Origin of the sequence: Scandinavium manionii (assembly GCF_024764775.1) — a bacterium.
GTDB classification, from domain to species: Bacteria; Pseudomonadota; Gammaproteobacteria; order Enterobacterales; family Enterobacteriaceae; genus Scandinavium; species Scandinavium manionii.
Window position 1 is genome coordinate 222,724 of record NZ_JALIGC010000035.1, and the last position, 17,290, is coordinate 240,013.

Genomic DNA, 17,290 nt, shown 5'->3' on the forward strand with positions numbered 1-17,290 from the left:
AGCTGGAGCCAGCATGTCACGTAGCCAGTTGCCCCTGAACGCCATCGAAACCTTTCTGGTGACCGCCCGTCATCTCAACCTGACGCACGCGGCGAAGGAGCTGTGCCTGACTCAGGGCGCGGTGAGTCGGAAGATTGCCACACTGGAAGCCTGGTTTGGTTTTCCGCTGTTTGAGCGGCTGGCGCGCGGCCTGCGTTTATCACCTCAGGGCAGCGCGCTCTATCCGGAGCTAATGACCTCGTTTAACCAGATGGTGATGGTGGCGGAACAGGCACGCCAACAGCAAACGGTGGTGCGTCTGAAAGCGCCGACCTGCGCCATGCGCTGGCTGGTGCCGCGGCTGGTGGACATCGAGCAGCGTTTCCCCGACATGCAGATTGCGCTCACCACCACCACTGAACATTCGGTGAATTTCAAAACCGAACCCTTTGATGCGGCGATTGTTTTTGGCACCCATATGAATGCAGGCGATTTGCTGTTTGAGGAGTCACTGACGCCGGTGGTCAGCCATCGGCTAGCGGATAATACTCAGTTTTCAGGTATGACATTTTTGCATCCCACTCGCGATAAAACCGACTGGTCATTGTGGCTGGCCCAGCTTCCCGTGCCGTTAACCTCGGCGATGCAAAAGAATCAACATTTCGACACCATGGACCTGGCGATCACCGCCGCGATCCAGGGATTTGGCGTGGCGATTGCCGATGAAACGCTGGTGGAAGAGGATTTGCTCAGCGGACGGTTGGTGCGACCCTACGCGCTGAGCGTCAAAACCGGGGCCAGCTATCGGCTGGTGGTGAGAGAAGTCTCCGCCAAAGCTATCGGGCTGACCCAGTTCCGTAGCGGGCTGCTCAATCCAGCGTCACGTGATGACGCATCACTCGCCGAAACAGCGCCAGACGTGCACGCATAAATCGGTTTTCCACTTTGAATCCGGCCCGTTTGTTCAGCCCGATCCGCAGCAGACGGTCGCGCCCTTTGATTGATGCGGGCCAGCGCACCGGACCGTGTAGCGTGTCACACGCCACGCTCGCATTGCGGGCAAAATTTACCCAGTAATCGGCCACCTGTGCCGAAAATGCCACATCCCGCGCGTTGACGTAATTACGCGAAGGCTCCGCCAGAGTTAACGTGTCGAACACATACGGCACTTCGTTGCCGTGCCATGTCCCATTTTTATAGATGTGATGCTCCGCCTCCGCGACATAATCGAACCAGTAACGCCAGCACGGCTGGCCGACCCGCTGCTGCGCCTGCATCACCACATATCCAAGCGTGGTAAACGCCATATCGCGACACACCTGACGGCCCAGTTCGATATCGCCCTTCACGCCCGGATACAACAGCTTAATCAGCCCCAGTCCCAGGCGGCGCTCCTGCCGAAGCTTCTGGATTTGCCCGGCGAGGTCAACACCAAACACCGCCATCACGCTGGCCTCATCGCTGTTCGACCCCACCATAATGGGCACCGGATGCTGGCGCGCGGTGAAGAACATCTCCAGCATCGACTCCGGTAAAACCGCATCGCCGCACACCGGAACCGGGCCGGGTTTTAGCGCGCCTTCCAGCGGCCAGAAAGCCTCTGGAGGGATCGCACGCAGCTGTTCTGCGCTGGCATTCTGCAAGCCGAAATGGGCAGCGACGGCTTCGCCCTGGGCCATCGCTTTATCGAGCGGGGTGTCTGGCAGCGTATATCCGCTCTGAATAATCGCTTTATGAAACAATCCGTTGGCTTTTGGAGAAGCTAACAACGACAGCACGCTGCGCGCCCCGGCAGATTCACCAAATAATGTGACGTTGTCACTATCTCCACCGAAAGCGGCAATATTTTCCTGCACCCATTTCAGCGCCGCGATTTGATCTAACAGACTGAAATTGCAGACCCGCTCGCCCTCTTCACCGTCCAGCGCCGGATGCGAAAAACAGCCCAAATGACCGAGCCGATAGTTAACGGTGACCACCACCACGTCGCGCTTCGCCAGCGCGTGCCCGTCATATGGCGGCAAACTGCCCGCGCCAATGGTAAACCCGCCGCCGTGTAGCCAGACCATCACCGGCAATGGCTTCGCCGGTGACGCGGGCGCCCAGACGTTAAGATATAGGCAATCTTCGGAGAATCGACCGGGGTCACCGCCGCCCAGTTCGCGACAGTATTCGATGTTTTGCCAGCTGGCAGGTGAAAATGTCTGCGCTTCACGCACCCCGTGCCACGACGTAACAGGCTGAGGAGAACGCCAGCGCAGCGGCCCGACAGGAGGCGCCGCAAACGGAATGCCGCGCCAGATGTGGATGTTGTTGTCTGTCAGCCCCAGCAGGGAGCCCTGCCGGGTGTGCACCAGCGGCGCGGAGGGATTATTCATCGCGTACTTCCTTTATCAGCAATGCACCCAGTTTATGCGGGTTTAAACCCGATTCGCAACGCCGCAAGTGCGTGGTTTACAGCAACCCGCACCGCCGTTTGCTGCGGTCTTCGGCTTCCTGATAGAGCTGGAATTCGTCAAGCACCGGGCAGCCGAGCGCAGCTTCAAACGCGGCTTTGCTGGAATTGCCGTGGCTCCGGGCCTGAGTGTCATTCCCGAGATTGGACTGGAAAATACCCGCGGCGCTAACCGGCAGGAAATCTTCGTAGGTGATGGGCTGCGCCACCAGCCAGCCACGCTCAATCAATGGCTGCGGGTCGTCGCCGGGGCGAAACGCCTGACGATGAGATTCTCCGGTCGGCGTCAGACGGTAGCGGAAATAGGCCAGCTCCTGACGGCGCAGGAACATTTCGCTGTCCGGGAACGCTTTGAACATCTCCGATAAATGCTGCTGATGGCTGAGATTGTCTTTGCCGGTTCCGGCTTCTGTAAGCAATGCATCGTACAGCGCGCGTCCTTTCGGGGTCAGCGCCACGCCGCGTTGTTCGATTTCACCGAAACGCGCAGTGTGGGTGCCGCGATGTTCTCCGGCGAACAGCACTGGCTCCTCCAGCGCTTTAAAGCTGGTCTGGCGCAGCAGAATCGGCACTTCACGTCGCGGCGGACCTTCAATCAGGACCTTCGGCTCAATACCATATTCCGGCATCAGCTGCTGCACGCGGTCGATATCGAGCGTGCGCGGCGTGAGGTGATTGATGTGACAGCCGGGGAAGCACACCACGTCGGCAATCAGGCGATGTTCATTGTGCAGCGCGAGGTATGTGTCCTGCTCCACCGTGGCGTGGCTGTGCCAGCGGAAGGTTTCGAGCGCCTCTTTGACGAACTCTTTCGCCTCGGCCGCCGTGAACTGGCCCTGAGTCTCGAAGTGGCTGATTAATTCGCGGCAGCGCGGCGTGAAGATGTCGCGCTTCGCCAAAATTTCTGCGGCTTTGTCACGCAGCGCAACGTTGTCGATGAGTTCAAGGCGCAGCAGCGAGGTAAACACGCGAAACGGATTACGCGCCAGTGCGGCATCTTCCACCGGGCGAAACGCCGTCGAGTGCACCGGAACGCCCGCCTGGGAGAGATCGTAATAACTGACCGGCTTCATTCCCATGATTGCAAACATGCGGCGCAGAGTCGCCAGCTCATCAGCAGAACCTACGCGAATCGCGCCGTGGCGTTCAACGTTGAGTCGCGCCAGCTCGTCAGCGTTCGCCAGCTGTTCATGTAAGTGCGGATTATGTTCCAGCACCGCCAGGTTTACATCCGCCACAAGTTCCAGCAACGTGCCGTACTGCGGAACTTCCTGCTGGTACATCGCTGACATTGCCTGCGAAAAGTTTTCCCGAATCTCATCAGCCGTGATGGTGTTCGCCATGATGTCATGTCTCCAGTGAATATTACCTGGAGTGTACATAAGCCATTTGCCGCCGGGAGGAAGAATTTCTGAATTGTGATCGCGGATAACCTCTCGCTTTACGCCCTGCTTTTGTGCGGTTTATAACCTGGCGTTATGCAAAAAGCCGTATAAATTCACTTTAAATTAACAATATGATTACACACACTCCGAGTGACGATATCACAACAATAAAGAATTCCTCTGACCCGGAGCGCCCTATGAACGATAAATGGACACCACGCGAAGTGGTGCATCGTGATTACAATAATCACCCGCCTGCCTTTGCACCCGGCTATAAAACCAGCGTGCTGCGTTCACCGCGCAATGCGCTGATCTCCCTGCAAAACTCGCTGTCGGAAATCACCGGCCCGATATTTAGCAGTGACGATCTTGGCCCGCAGGATAACGACCTTATTCTTAACTACGCCAAAGATGGGCTGCCGATTGGCGAGCGCATTATCGTCCACGGCTACGTACGTGACGGTTTTGGTCGTCCGATGAAAAACACCCTGGTCGAAGTGTGGCAGGCCAATGCGGGCGGCCGTTACCGGCACAAGAAAGATCAGTATCTGGCCCCCGTTGACCCAAATTTTGGCGGCTGTGGCCGCGTTCTGACCGACGAAAATGGCTATTACTTCTTCCGTACTATCAAGCCCGGCCCGTATCCGTGGCGTAATCAGGCCAGCGACTGGCGCCCTTCGCACATCCACTTTTCACTGTCCGGCGAAGCCTTCGCCCAGCGGCTGATTACGCAGATGTATTTCGAGGGTGACCCGCTTATCAAACAGTGTCCGATTGTGAAGACCATCAATAATGATGATGCCATTCGCACCCTGATTGCCGAACTCGACACCCACGCCGCCGTGCCGCTCGATTGCCTGGCCTATCGCTTCGATTTGGTGCTGCGCGGCAGTCGTGCCACGCTGTTTGAAAACCGCACTCAGGGAGCCGCACGATGAAAGACTATTTAGCTGAAACCGCCTCGCAAACCGCCGGGCCGTATGTGCACATCGGTCTGGCGCCGGAAGCCGCCGGTTTTCATATCTTCGAGAAAAACTTCGGCCCGGTGCTGACCAACAGCCATACCGAAGGCGAGCGCATTACCCTTGAAGGCCGGGTGTTCGACGGCTCCGGCACACCGGTGCGTGATGTCCTGCTCGAAATCTGGCAGGCCAACGCCGCCGGGCGTTATCACCACCCTGCCGATCACCAGCAGGAAAAACGCCTCGATAATGATTTTCGCGGCTGGGGACGCGGCTGCTCTGATTTCGACTCCGGCGTCTGGCGCTTTGAAACCATCAAACCCGGGGCGGTCGTCGGGCGTGATGGTCGCCTGATGGCCCCGCATGTGAACCTGTGGATTGTGGCCCGCGGGATCAACATCGGTCTGAATACACGAATGTATTTCTCTGATGAGCAGGATGCCAATCAGCGCGACCCGGTGCTGAACCTGATTGAGTGGGAAGTCCGCCGCAACACGCTGATAGGCCAACGCGAACAGCGCGGCAACGAGGTTGTTTACCGCTTTGATATTCACCTCCAGGGTGAAGCTGAAACGGTTTTCTTCGATCTCTAAGCGCAAAATTAGCCCGGCAAAGACAAAATGCCGGGCTTTTTATCGGCTATTCCATAACCACATGTAACGCAACTGACCATTATGTTAATGATATTTTGCTAGCAAGTTATCAAATTCAAACAAGTTACCTTGATACCCGCCCCGCACTCTCTTTAACATCCGGTTATGGAAAAAAATGGTCTCTTCAGTCAGCGCATTCGTTTGCGCCATTTGCATACGTTTGTCGCCGTCGCTCAACAGGGCACGTTGGGCCGGGCGGCGGAAACGCTTAACCTCAGTCAGCCCGCGCTGTCGAAAACTCTCAACGAACTGGAACAACTTACCGGCACGCGTCTTTTTGACCGCGGTCGTATGGGCGCGCAGCTAACGCTGGTCGGGGAACAGTTTCTGACTCACGCGGTAAAAGTGCTTGATGCGCTGAATACAGCCGGTCAGGCGTTGAACCGCAAAGAAGGGATCGGTGGTGACGTGGTGCGTATCGGCGCCCTGCCGACCGCCGCGCTCGGCATTCTTCCGGCAGTGATTGGTGAATTCCACAAGCAGCAAAAAGACATAACGCTGCAGGTCGCCACCATGAATAACACCATGTTGCTGGCCGGGCTGAAATCCGCTGAAATCGATTTAGGCATTGGCCGCATGTCGGACCCGGACCTGATGAGTGGCCTGAATTACGAGCTGCTGTTTCTGGAATCACTGAAACTGGTGGTGCGTCCGAATCACCCACTGTTGCAGGAAACGGTCACGCTCAGCAAAGTGATGGAGTGGCCGGTGGTGGTGTCGCCTAAAGGCACGGTGCCACGGCAAAACGCCGAAGCGCTGGTACTGAGCCAGGGCTGTAAAATTCCGCCCGGCTGTATTGAAACGCTGTCAGCGTCGCTGTCGCGCCAGCTGACGGTAGATTTTGACTATGTGTGGTTTGTGCCGTCCGGCGCGGTGAAAGATGATTTACGTCATGGCACGCTGGTCGCGCTGCCGGTGCCAACGCAGGGTACAGGCGAACCGATTGGAATATTGACGCGGGTGGATTCGCCGCTGTCGACCGGCGCCCAGACGCTATTGAGCGCCATTCGTAAATCCATGCCGGGGCATTAATACGTTCCCGGCGGCACTTCGTTTGCGCGGGCCTACGAGAAAGACGGGGAATTCGGGAAAGACGGGAATTACGGGAAAAGGTAGGCCGGGTAAGCGCTGCGCCACCCGGCACATCATGTTACTTTTTACGCGGCATCATGCGCAGCAGCGTGTTGTCCTTCCAGAAATAATGATGCATCAGCGCCGCCAGCGCGTGCAGACCAATCACGTAATAGCCGAAATTCGCCAGCCACACGTGGTATTCCTTCAGGTTATCCGCCAAATCAAAATTCGCTTCTGCGGCGTGCGGCATGGTGATGCCAAACGCAATCCACGGGTTGCCGCGGTTGTACATCATCACCAGCCCAATAATCGGCAGAATAATGAACAGTAGATAAATAACCAGGTGCCCCAGATGCGCCATCCCCGTCATCCACGGTTTGGGTTTCGGCACAATCGGCGGCGCTTTATGCTTCAGGCGCACCAACAGTCGCGCCACCATTAACACCAGAATTGAAATCCCGCAGGAGACATGCACCATATTGAAATACGGGCGATAGGTGCGTGGAAAGAAGCCGCGCAGCTCCATCGCGCAGTACGCACCAATCACCAGCAGAAACACCAGCCAGTGAATGCCAATTTGCAGGCTCGAGTATTTATCTCGCATCGTTATTATTCCCGGAAAACTGTGAGAGAGCTAACATAGCGGCCCCGCCTCAAAAATTCATTAACTTTTCTGTATAGATTTTCAAACCGTTAGCGCTGCCTGAAAGATGTTCAGTTGCCCAAATGGACCGACTGGTCTAAGCCTGGATGAGTTTTACTCGCATCGTGAGATAACCCTCGAAGGAGAAGGTCAATGAGCAAAATAGGCATTAATGGTTTTGGACGCATTGGACGCCTGGTGTTACGCCGCATGCTTGAAGTGAAAAGCGCACAGGAAGTGGTGGCAATAAACGATCTGACATCGCCACACGTGCTGGCGTATCTGTTGAAGCACGACTCTAACTACGGCCCGTTCCCATGGAGCGTCGATCACACCGACGACGCGCTGATTGTCGACGGTAAAAAAATCGCCGTCTACGCCGAGAAAGACGCCAAAAATATCCCCTGGAAATCAGCAGGCGTTGAATACGTCGTCGAATGTACCGGTTTCTATACCGCTACCGATAAAGCCCAGGCGCACATTCAGGCCGGAGCCAAAAAAGTGCTGATTTCCGCCCCGGCCGGCGACATGAAAACCATCGTTTTTAACGTCAACGACGATACGCTGGACGGTAACGACACCATTATCTCCGTAGCGTCCTGTACCACCAACTGCCTCGCGCCGATGGCGAAAGCGCTGCATGACGCGTTTGAAATCAAAGTCGGCACCATGACCACCATTCATGCCTACACTGGCACCCAGGCGCTGGTTGATGGCCCGCGCGGCAAAGATTTACGCGCCTCGCGGGCTGCGGCAGAAAACATCATCCCACACACCACCGGTGCGGCGAAGGCTATCGGGCTGGTTATTCCTGAACTGAAAGGGAAACTCAAAGGTCATGCACAGCGCGTCCCGGTGAAAACCGGTTCCGTCACCGAACTGGTGTCGATTCTGGGTAAAAACGTCACCGAAGATGAAGTAAACGCGGCGCTGAAAAAAGCGACCCAAGGCAATGATTCGTTCGGCTATACCGACGAAGAAATTGTGTCGTCCGATGTCATTGGCAGCCACTTTGGCTCGGTGTTCGACGCAACCCAGACCGAAATCACCGAAGTCGGCGATTTACAGCTGGTGAAAACCGTCTCCTGGTACGATAACGAATATGGATTCGTCACCCAGCTTATTCGCGTGCTGGAAAAATTCGTTAAGCTGTAAGCCCTACGGCGGATGGCTCGCCCATCCGCCTCACACATTTTCCCCTTCGCGCTGACCGCTTTCCCACCTTGTGCTAAAACGTTGTTTTACCCTAAGCGAGAGTGGACATGACGACATTCAATCCGGATGAGCTGCTGCAACTGATGGCAGAAGCCTCACGCAAGGCGGCCAGTTTTCCCGTTTGGCCGCAGGGAGATGCGCCCGGCGCGCATCAGAGCCCTGTTCATTTCGTGCTCGAAGAGCAACATACTGGCCCGTCAGCCTGGGACCGCTCGGTTACCGGCGTACGCGCCCCGCAGATAACGGTGTATGCCCCGGCGGAACCGAACGGCGTTGGGATCCTGGTCACGCCGGGTGGGTCTTATCGACGCGTGGTATTAGATAAAGAAGGCAGCGCGCTGGCGCCGTTTTTCAACGCGCGCGGCTATACGCTATTTGTGATGACCTACCGCCTTCCGGGAGATGGTCATGTGGAAGGTGCCAACGCGCCGCTGGCAGACGTGCAGCGCGCGATGCGAGTGCTGCGAGCCAATGCGCATCGCTGGCAGCTGGATGCCGATAAGCTCGGGGTGATGGGTTTTTCTGCCGGAGGTCATGCCGCTGCCAGTCTCGGTACCCGTTACGATGAAACAGTGTACGAACCGAAGGATGAGATTGACGCCCTTTCCGCTCGCCCGGCGTTTATGGCGCTGGTGTATCCGGTTATCACCATGGTGGCGGATATTGATCATCCCGGCTCGCGTGAAGAATTAATTGGCAACAACCCCGACGAACAGCAAATCCGGCATTATTCCCTCGAACAGCGCGCCAGCGCGCAAACGCCGCCGTCGTTTCTGCTGCACGCGGTAGACGACCCGTCGGTCAAAGTCGAAAACAGCGTGGTGATGTTCAGCGCCCTGCGCCGACTCGGCGTACCGGTGGAAATGCATCTGTTCGAGCAAGGGAAACACGGATTCGGCATTCGTGACGCTCAGGGCCTGCCGGTGTCGGTCTGGCCCGAATTGATGATGACCTGGATAGAAACGAAGGTGTAATTTTCAGGGCATGAGTATCGCCTCATGCCCTGTTATTTCACGGCAGATTAATCGCTTTTTCGCGCACTGCCTTGTTTTAACTCATTCGCTTACCGAGTGTGATCCCTTTAATTTTTAGCCGTCGGGGTATACGACAGGATCCCCGCGACGCCGCCCCCGCCGTCGGACGGATGATGTATCCCATTCGATACCGTCACGTCGGTAAAATCAAACGGCGAAACACCTTCGATGCAGGCCACGTTAACCCCGTACTGTTGCGGGTTAGAACGCCGCTGATGGAAGGTGTAAATGCCGCACACCGAGCAAAAATAGTGCGCTGCGGTGCGGGTATTGAAGCGGTACTCCGTCAGCTTATCTTTCCCTTCCGTCACCTGAATGCCGGATAACGGCGCCGATACCACCACCGCGCCGCGCATTCGACAAAACGAACAGTTACAGCGCCTGATGGTGTTAAACCCGTCCGACAGGTCGACCGTAAACTTCACTGCACCACAGTGACATTGTGCATTCACTTTCTCTGACACAGACACCTCACCGCCAAGGAATAGAGTGAAAATATGTAGCACAGAAGCCATTATGCTGCACAGGCCCCCTCGTACAAAAAGGCCCGCATCGGGCCCTTTTGTCTCGCATCCGCAATCAGGATTGCAGATACACCACCTGAGTTTGTAGATATTCTTCCAGCCCGTGACGCCCATCGGCGCCGCCAATCCCGGATTTACGCCAGCCTGCGTGGAAGCCCTGCATCGCTTCAAAGTTTTCGCGGTTGATGTAGGTTTCGCCGAATTTAAGCCCTTTGATAGCTTTCATCGCTTTATTTAAATCCTGGGTGTAGACCGATGACGTCAGGCCGTATTCACTGTCGTTGGCCATCGTCAGTGCATCTTCCAGCGTATCGAACGCCACCACTGGCAGCACCGGACCGAAGGTTTCTTCATGCACGATGGTCATGTCCTGACGCACGTCGAGCAGCAGTGTCGGCGGGTAGAAATAGCCTTTGCCTTCCACCGCTTTACCGCCAATGACCACTTTCGCGCCCTGTTCAACCGCTTTCGCCACCTTCTGCTCCACGCGATCCAGCGCGGCGGCGTTGATCAGCGGCCCCATCGCGATATCGGTGCGCTGCGCCGGGTCACCAAACTGCACCGCTTTCATCGCTTCACCCAGACGGTTAACGAAACGGTCGTAAATGCCTTTCTGCACGTACACGCGCTCAGCGCAGTTACAGACCTGCCCGGTATTAATGACGCGTGAATCGACAATCGCTTTCACCGCCAGCTCCATATCGGCATCATCCAGCACAATCGCCGGGGCTTTGCCGCCCAGTTCCAGGCACACTTTGGTGATATTTTTCGCCGCGGCGGTCATGATTTTTTCGCCCGCGCCGACGCTGCCAGTCATGCTGACCATCGCCACTTTCGGGTTGCCAGCCAGCTCCTGACCGACGGTTTCGCCACGGCCCAGGACCAGGTTAAAGACGCCTTTTGGCAGGCCAATCTCATGAACAATTTTTGCGAACGCAATGGCGTTGTTCGGGGTAAATTCGCTCGGTTTAATAACGATGGTATTACCGGTGATCAGCGCCGGAGCCAGCTTGCGGGCAATCAGGAAGAACGGGAAGTTCCACGGCAGAATGCCGGTGGTGACGCCCAGCGCACGTTTGAACACGAAGATGTTTTCGCCCGGACGGTCGCTTTGCAGAATTTCACCTTCGTAACGGCGCGCCCACTCTGACATGTACTCGAGATAGTCAGCGGTGAATGCCACTTCAACATCCGCCAGCTGCTGAATTTTGCCGCCTTCCGCGACTATCAGCGCACTGATTTCTTCAGCACGTTCGCGAATGCCCGCCGCAATTTTACGCAGCCAGCCCGCACGCTGAATGGCCGGGAGTGCTTCCCAGGCAGGCTGCGCTCGTTCGGCGGCGTCGATAGCCTGCTGCGCCTCTTTGGCGGAACCGTCAGGAATGCGCGAAATCAGCGCCTCGGTTGAGGGATTGACCACGTCAATCCAGGCGTCGCCCTGCCAGGACACAAACTGACCGTCGATATACATAGGGTGTTGTACGGGTGCTGTCATGTGCTGCTCCTGTGAATACATCGTTTTTAACAAGTGAATATATTGTTAAATATCGAGAATTCACGGTACAAATCCCAACCCTATCATCCTGTTTTTGTGAGACATCTCATAAAAGTAAGCCAGTGAACGCGATTCAGCGTCAACAACTCGATAACAACGAATGCCCGTTTGCGGATATTTTGTCGCAAACGGGCATTAACGGGAGGGAATTACAACAGGGAACGGCTCGACAACGCCTCGCGCAGCAGCACGTCTTCACTCAGAACGCGCCATGCGTCCAGCACGTCATCAGGCATATCGACGTGCGCGATAAAACCTTTCCCGCGCGGCCCATAGCCGTTTTCATCATCATGAATACGCGGCAGTTCGCCCAGTAATAAGGAGAGATAACGCTCCACCGGCCAGACGTTATGCGCTTCTTCGGCGAAGGTCAGGCCATGATTTCCATTACGCAGCACCGGTAAATAGCCCGGATAGCTGCGCCACTGTGGGGCATTCGCATCGTCCTGCCAGACGTGTGCGAACGTCGCCATGGTGCGGCGCTGCATGGTCGGGTCCTGCACCACAATCCCGGAATGGCAGCGGATCCCACGATCTTCCATTATGTCGCGCGTGAAACGGGCATTCTCCCCACAGTTAGTGGAGCGCGGTTCCACCACAATGCGCTCCTGCGGAATATTCCAGTACTGATGCGCAATTTCCGCGAGAATGGACGCTTCGGCACAGCCGGTGGTGCGCAGAGCATTATAACGCGGGTGACGGGCCACGGCGGCATACAGGAAAGTGGTGGAATGGCCAATGCCCCCGCTTATCAACAACGTGCGGTTTTCTGCCGCCAGACGGCAGGCGGCGTCAATGGTTGGCATCACCGCATTGCCCGCCAGCACCACCAGATCGGCGTCGACATTGACCGGTGGCGTGGGAAAATCATTTTGCGCCAGCCATTCACCTACGCGGTTGGCGGCTTGCAAAGTCGTTTCGTTCAGATGTGGAAAGGTGGTCAGCATAATACTCCCTACTTTCGTGAGTCGTACCACAGGGTAACGTCCTGTGCGGAGGATGACAGGAGATCACTCCGAAAGCGAGTTATTGCCCAGCAGACGCTATTCTTTAACCCGTTAAGGGTGGTTGCTGGTGAAAAACAATCTGCTGTTGGCACAAATCTCCCTTTACCCGTCGCTGGGAGGCGGCGGGTTTTCTCTGTCAGGCTGACGCATAACATGAGGTTCAGGAATGCAAAAATTGTGGTCTGAAGTCGATAATTATCTGATTGAGAAATTACTTCCGCCAGATCTTGTGCTTGAAAAAGTACTGGAAAATAACCAGCGAGAAGGTTTGCCCGCCATCGATGTGGCGGCGAATCAGGGGCAGCTGCTGGCACTGTTTGTGCGCATGACGGGCGCCAAACGGGTGCTGGAGATTGGCACACTCGGCGGCTACAGCACCGTGTGGATGGCGCGGGAATTGCCTGCCGACGGTAAGCTAATTACGCTGGAATTCAGTCCGCTTCACGCGCAGGTTGCCCGGCAAAATCTGCAACTGGCAGGCGTGGCGAATAAGGTGGAGGTCATCGAAGGTCCGGCGCTGGATTCGCTGGCGGCGTTTGAGCCGGATACAGTTTTTGACCTGGTATTTATCGATGCGGATAAACCGAATAACCCAAATTATCTGGAATGGGTGCTGAAGTTTGCCCGCCCAGGAACGCTGATTATCGGCGATAACGTGGTCCGGGAGGGCGAAGTGACGCATCCGCAGAGCACAGACAAAAGCGTTCAGGGCATGCGGAAGTTTATTGAGATGATGGGGAACAACCCGCGTTTGACCTGCACGGCGTTGCAAACCGTGGGCCAGAAAGGCTGGGATGGTTTTACGCTGGCGTGGGTGAAGAATTGAGTGTTTACGCTTTATCCCTTTGCCCTCTCCCATCGGGAGAGGGCAACATGCAGCCAGGCGTTATGCCGTAATCTGTTCCATCGCCTGCAATATCCGCTTGTCAGAAATCGGATACGGCGTGCCCAACTGTTGCGCAAAATAGCTCACCCGCAGTTCCTCAATCATCCAGCGAATCTCCTGCACGTCGTCATCATTACGACGCGACGGCGGCAGCTTATTCAACCACTGCTGCCAGGCCTGCTGCACGCTTTCGACTTTCAGCATCTGCGCGCGATCCCGGTGTGGATCGATGGCTAATTTTTCCAGTCGTTTCTCAATCGCGTTGAGGTAACGCAGCGTATCACCGAGACGCTTAAATCCATTGCCGGTGACAAACCCTCGATACACCAGCCCGGTCATCTGCGCTTTCACGTCAGACAGGCCCAGCGCCATCGTCATATCCACGCGCCCTTTCAGACGTTTGTTGATATTGAATACCGCCGTCAGGATCTGCTCGACCTGTTTGGCAATCTCCACCACCGTATCGTTGAGCTCCGCGCGGACTTTCTCATGCAAGGCCGCGTAGGTCTCTTCGGTCCACACCGGGCCACCGGCCTCGTGGATAAGCTTGTCGACGCCGCAGGAAATGCAGTCGTCAATCAAATCGAGCACTTTGCCGTACGGGTTAAAGTACAGGCCCAGCTTGGCTTTGTTTGGCAGCTTTTCGTGTAGATATTTAATCGGTGACGGAATATTCAGCAGCAATAAACGGCGCAGACCACGCCACATCGCCTGCTGCTGTTCCAGCGGATTATCAAACAGTTTGATGGCCACGCTGTCGCGTTCATCCACCAGCGCTGGCCAGGCCTTCATTTTGTAATTGCCGCGCTTCTGCTCATAGCTTTCAGGCAGCGAACCAAAACTCCAGAGATGCAACCCGCTCTGCTCGATACCGTCGTCCGCCACCGCAGACAGCGTTTCCTGAACTTTGCCTTTCAACACATCTTTCAGCGCAGTCAGGTCGCGGCCTTCCTGAAGCTTCTTGTTTTTGTCATCAATGACGCGGAAGGTCATCTTCAGGTGATCGGGCACCTGATCCCAGTGCCAGTCGTCACGGTCAATTGTCACCCCGCTCATCCGGCGTAGCTCGCGCTCCATCGAATCCAGCAACGGCAACTCCAACGGCTTCATGCGGCCTAACAGCGCTTCGGCGTAATTCGGCGCGGGCACAAAGTTGCGGCGCACCGGTTTCGGCAGTGATTTAATCAGCGCGATTAACAGCTCACGACGCAGGCCAGGGATTTGCCACTCAAACCCAGATTCTTCGACCTGATTGAGTAACGGCAACGGAATATGCACCGTCACGCCGTCGGCGTCTGCGCCCGGCTCAAACTGGTAACTCAGGCGCAGCTTAAGATTGCCCTGGTGCCAGAAGTTCGGATAGTCGAGTTTGCTGACGTCATCGGCCCCTTCCTTAATCAGCATACTTTTTTCAAAGTTGAGCAAATCAGGCGTTTCGCGGCTGGCGGTTTTCCACCAGTTATCGAAATGGCGAGCGGAAATCACGTCGTGGCTGATGCGCTGGTCGTAAAACTCGAACAGTGATTCATCATCTACCAAAATGTCGCGGCGACGGGATTTGTGCTCAAGTTCTTCAATTTCGTTGCGCAGTTTCAAATTATCGCGGAAGAAGGCGTGACGCGTTTGCCAGTCGCCCTCCACCATCGCATGGCGAATAAACAGCTCGCGGCACAGCGCCGGGTCAATCTGGCTGTAGTTGACCTTGCGGGCGGCGACAATCGGCAAGCCGTAAACGGTCACTTTTTCAGTGGCCATTACTGCGCCCTGCGCGCGCTCCCAGTGCGGCTCGCTGTACGAACGTTTGATCAAATGCTGGGCGGCAGGCTCGACCCATTCCGGATCGATACGTGCAGCAATGCGCCCCCACAGACGGCTGGTTTCAACCAGCTCGGCGACTATTGTCCATTTCGGCGGTTTTTTGAATAAGCCGGAACCCGGAAAAATCGAGAAACGGGCGTTGCGCGCGCCGGTAAACTCCTGTTTATCCGCATCTTTCATGCCGATATGCGAAAGCAGACCGGTCAGCAAGGCAACGTGAATTTCGCGGTATTCAGCAGGTTCGCTGTTGACCGGAATACCAAGCTCTTTCACCACCTGACGCAGTTGGGTGTAAATATCCTGCCATTCGCGCACGCGCAAATAGTTGAGGTATTCGGTGCGGCACAGGCGGCGGAACTGGTTCGACGACAGCGCTTTTTGCTGCTCGCCAAGGTAATTCCACAGATTAACGAACGCCAGGAAGTCGGACTCTTTGTCATGGAAACGGCGGTGTTTTTCGTCAGAGGCCTGCTGTTTGTCCATTGGACGTTCGCGCGGATCCTGAATCGACAACGCCGAGGTGATGATCATCGCCTCACGTACACAGCCGTGTTTTTGCGCTTCCAGTACCATGCGCGCCAGACGCGGGTCCACCGGTAGTTGCGAAAGCTGGCGTCCCATTGGCGTGAGTTTGTACACGGACTGCTGCTCGTCGGTGGTTATCGCGCCCAGCTCTTCCAGCAGGCGTACACCGTCCTGAATATTGCGTTTATCTGGCGCTTCCACGAACGGGAATGCACCAATATCGCCGAGCCCCAGCGCGGTCATCTGCAAGATAACGGACGCCAGGTTGGTACGCAGAATTTCCGGATCGGTAAATTCAGGACGCGACAGGAAATCGTCTTCCGAATAGAGACGAATACAGATCCCTTCCGAGACACGTCCGCAGCGGCCCTTACGCTGATTCGCCGAGGCCTGAGAAACCGGCTCAATCGGCAAGCGCTGCACTTTGGTGCGGTAGCTGTAGCGGCTGATACGCGCGGTGCCGGGGTCAATAACGTACTTAATCCCCGGCACCGTCAGCGAGGTTTCCGCCACGTTGGTTGCGAGCACGATGCGGCGTCCGCTATGCGACTGGAATACGCGGTTTTGCTCACTGTTTGACAGGCGGGCGTACAGCGGAAGAATTTCGGTATGGCGCAGGTCGCGCTTGCTGAGCGCATCGGCGGTATCGCGGATTTCGCGCTCGCCGCTCATGAAAATCAGGATATCGCCCGGACTCTCCTGCCCCAGTTCGTCAACCGCATCGAAAATTGCCTGTAACTGATCGCGTTCGGTATCGTCGGCATCTTCGACAATCGGACGATAGCGGACGTCGACCGGGAAGGTGCGGCCAGAAACTTCGATTATCGGAGCGTTATTGAAATGTTTTGAGAAACGTTCCGGATCGATGGTCGCCGAAGTGATGATGATTTTCAGATCCGGACGCTTAGGCAGCAGTTCGCGGAAATAGCCGAGCAGAAAATCGATGTTCAGGCTGCGTTCGTGCGCTTCATCGATAATGATGGTGTCGTATTGCATCAGCAGCCGGTCCTGCTGGATTTCTGCCAGCAAAATACCGTCGGTCATCAGCTTGACCATGGTGTTGTCGCTGACGTGATCGCTAAAGCGGACTTTATAACCGATGCAACCGCCCGGCTCCGTTTGCAGCTCTTCGGCAATACGGTTGGCCACGGTGCGCGCGGCCAGACGGCGCGGCTGAGTATGACCAATCAGCCCTTTAACGCCACGCCCCAGCTCCATGCAGATTTTCGGCAGCTGGGTGGTTTTCCCCGAGCCGGTTTCACCCGCCACAATCACCACCTGGTGGTCGCGGATGGCGTTGTAGATATCCTGCTTTTTCTGACTGACGGGCAGGTTTTCCGGGTAGGTTATCGCCGGGCGCGCCGCTTCACGCAGCAGGACTTTACCCGCTGCCTGCGAAATCTCTTTCGCCATCTCCAGCATAATAGCTTGTTGTGATTCAGGATTTTTAACCTTCTTCACGCCATGCAGACGACGGGCAAAGCGGGTTTTATCGCGCAGCATCAGGCCATCGAGCTGTTGATGGAGCTGCGAAAAGGTCATTTTATGTTGTTCTGTCATAGCGTTAACGGGCAG

General features: G+C 56.0%; 14 protein-coding genes and 1 pseudogene. 8 read left to right on the forward strand and 7 right to left on the reverse strand.

Translation table 11 applies throughout. From position 1 onward, the window contains the following. Positions 1–13 precede the first annotated feature (13 nt). Positions 14–910, forward strand: a complete 897-nt coding sequence (locus MUU51_RS07295) for a LysR family transcriptional regulator (protein WP_258967484.1) — start codon at positions 14–16, stop codon at positions 908–910. Here the strand turns inward: MUU51_RS07295 and MUU51_RS07300 are convergent. Both MUU51_RS07300 and hglS read right to left on the reverse strand, forming a co-directional pair. Then, positions 849–2,357, reverse strand: coding sequence for a carboxylesterase/lipase family protein (locus MUU51_RS07300; RefSeq protein ID WP_258967485.1), 1,509 nt, complete (start codon positions 2,355–2,357; stop codon positions 849–851). The genes MUU51_RS07295 and MUU51_RS07300 overlap by 62 nt on opposite strands. Positions 2,358–2,433: 76 nt before the next feature. Continuing rightward, positions 2,434–3,777: a 2-oxoadipate dioxygenase/decarboxylase HglS gene (hglS, locus tag MUU51_RS07305; protein WP_258967486.1), complete on the reverse strand. Its 1,344-nt coding sequence runs from the start codon at positions 3,775–3,777 to the stop codon at positions 2,434–2,436. Between the two features lie 239 nt (positions 3,778–4,016). On the opposite strand from hglS, the gene pcaH reads away from it, so the two are divergent. The 3 genes from pcaH to MUU51_RS07320 all read left to right on the forward strand — a co-directional run bounded on the left by pcaH (position 4,017) and on the right by MUU51_RS07320 (position 6,466). Further along, positions 4,017–4,757, forward strand: a complete 741-nt coding sequence (gene pcaH, locus MUU51_RS07310) for a protocatechuate 3,4-dioxygenase subunit beta (RefSeq protein ID WP_159774700.1) — start codon at positions 4,017–4,019, stop codon at positions 4,755–4,757. Next, positions 4,754–5,374, forward strand: a complete 621-nt coding sequence (gene pcaG / locus MUU51_RS07315; protein WP_258967487.1) for a protocatechuate 3,4-dioxygenase subunit alpha — start codon at positions 4,754–4,756, stop codon at positions 5,372–5,374. Before pcaH ends, pcaG begins: the two co-directional genes overlap by 4 nt. A 165-nt stretch (positions 5,375–5,539) precedes the next feature. Further along, positions 5,540–6,466: a LysR substrate-binding domain-containing protein gene (locus MUU51_RS07320; RefSeq protein ID WP_159774696.1), complete on the forward strand. Its 927-nt coding sequence runs from the start codon at positions 5,540–5,542 to the stop codon at positions 6,464–6,466. Positions 6,467–6,584: 118 nt separating this feature from the next. Here MUU51_RS07320 and cybB read toward each other — a convergent pair whose 3' ends face one another. Beyond that, positions 6,585–7,112: a cytochrome b561 gene (cybB, locus tag MUU51_RS07325; RefSeq protein WP_258967488.1), complete on the reverse strand. Its 528-nt coding sequence runs from the start codon at positions 7,110–7,112 to the stop codon at positions 6,585–6,587. Between the two features lie 192 nt (positions 7,113–7,304). Between cybB and gap the strand changes: the two genes are divergently transcribed. Both gap and MUU51_RS07335 read left to right on the forward strand, forming a co-directional pair. After that, positions 7,305–8,306, forward strand: a complete 1,002-nt coding sequence (gene gap, locus MUU51_RS07330) for a type I glyceraldehyde-3-phosphate dehydrogenase (RefSeq protein WP_258967489.1) — start codon at positions 7,305–7,307, stop codon at positions 8,304–8,306. 143 nt (positions 8,307–8,449) lie between these two features. Next, positions 8,450–9,340, forward strand: a complete 891-nt coding sequence (locus MUU51_RS07335) for an alpha/beta hydrolase (RefSeq protein WP_374684789.1) — start codon at positions 8,450–8,452, stop codon at positions 9,338–9,340. Positions 9,341–9,447: 107 nt separating this feature from the next. Here the strand turns inward: MUU51_RS07335 and MUU51_RS07340 are convergent, their stop codons facing one another. The 3 genes from MUU51_RS07340 to MUU51_RS07350 all read right to left on the reverse strand — a co-directional run bounded on the left by MUU51_RS07340 (position 9,448) and on the right by MUU51_RS07350 (position 12,426). Further along, positions 9,448–9,864: a GFA family protein gene (locus MUU51_RS07340; protein WP_258967542.1), complete on the reverse strand. Its 417-nt coding sequence runs from the start codon at positions 9,862–9,864 to the stop codon at positions 9,448–9,450. Positions 9,865–9,979: 115 nt separating this feature from the next. Continuing rightward, positions 9,980–11,419, reverse strand: a complete 1,440-nt coding sequence (aldA, locus tag MUU51_RS07345; RefSeq protein WP_258967491.1) for an aldehyde dehydrogenase — start codon at positions 11,417–11,419, stop codon at positions 9,980–9,982. Positions 11,420–11,628: 209 nt separating this feature from the next. After that, a complete protein-coding gene (locus tag MUU51_RS07350; RefSeq protein ID WP_286174155.1) occupies positions 11,629–12,426 on the reverse strand; it encodes a YdcF family protein in 798 nt (265 codons plus the stop codon). Positions 12,427–12,510: 84 nt separating this feature from the next. Between MUU51_RS07350 and MUU51_RS22180 the strand changes: the two are divergent. Next, positions 12,511–12,631, forward strand: a pseudogene (locus MUU51_RS22180) (hypothetical protein); the annotation flags it as partial. 21 nt (positions 12,632–12,652) lie between these two features. After that, the gene (locus MUU51_RS07355; RefSeq protein WP_258967492.1) at positions 12,653–13,312 is read left to right on the forward strand and encodes an O-methyltransferase; all 660 of its coding nucleotides are present in this window, start codon (positions 12,653–12,655) and stop codon (positions 13,310–13,312) included. Between the two features lie 60 nt (positions 13,313–13,372). Here the strand turns inward: MUU51_RS07355 and hrpA are convergent, their stop codons facing one another. Then, positions 13,373–17,275, reverse strand: a complete 3,903-nt coding sequence (gene hrpA / locus MUU51_RS07360; protein WP_258967493.1) for an ATP-dependent RNA helicase HrpA — start codon at positions 17,273–17,275, stop codon at positions 13,373–13,375. Positions 17,276–17,290: the final 15 nt, after the last annotated feature.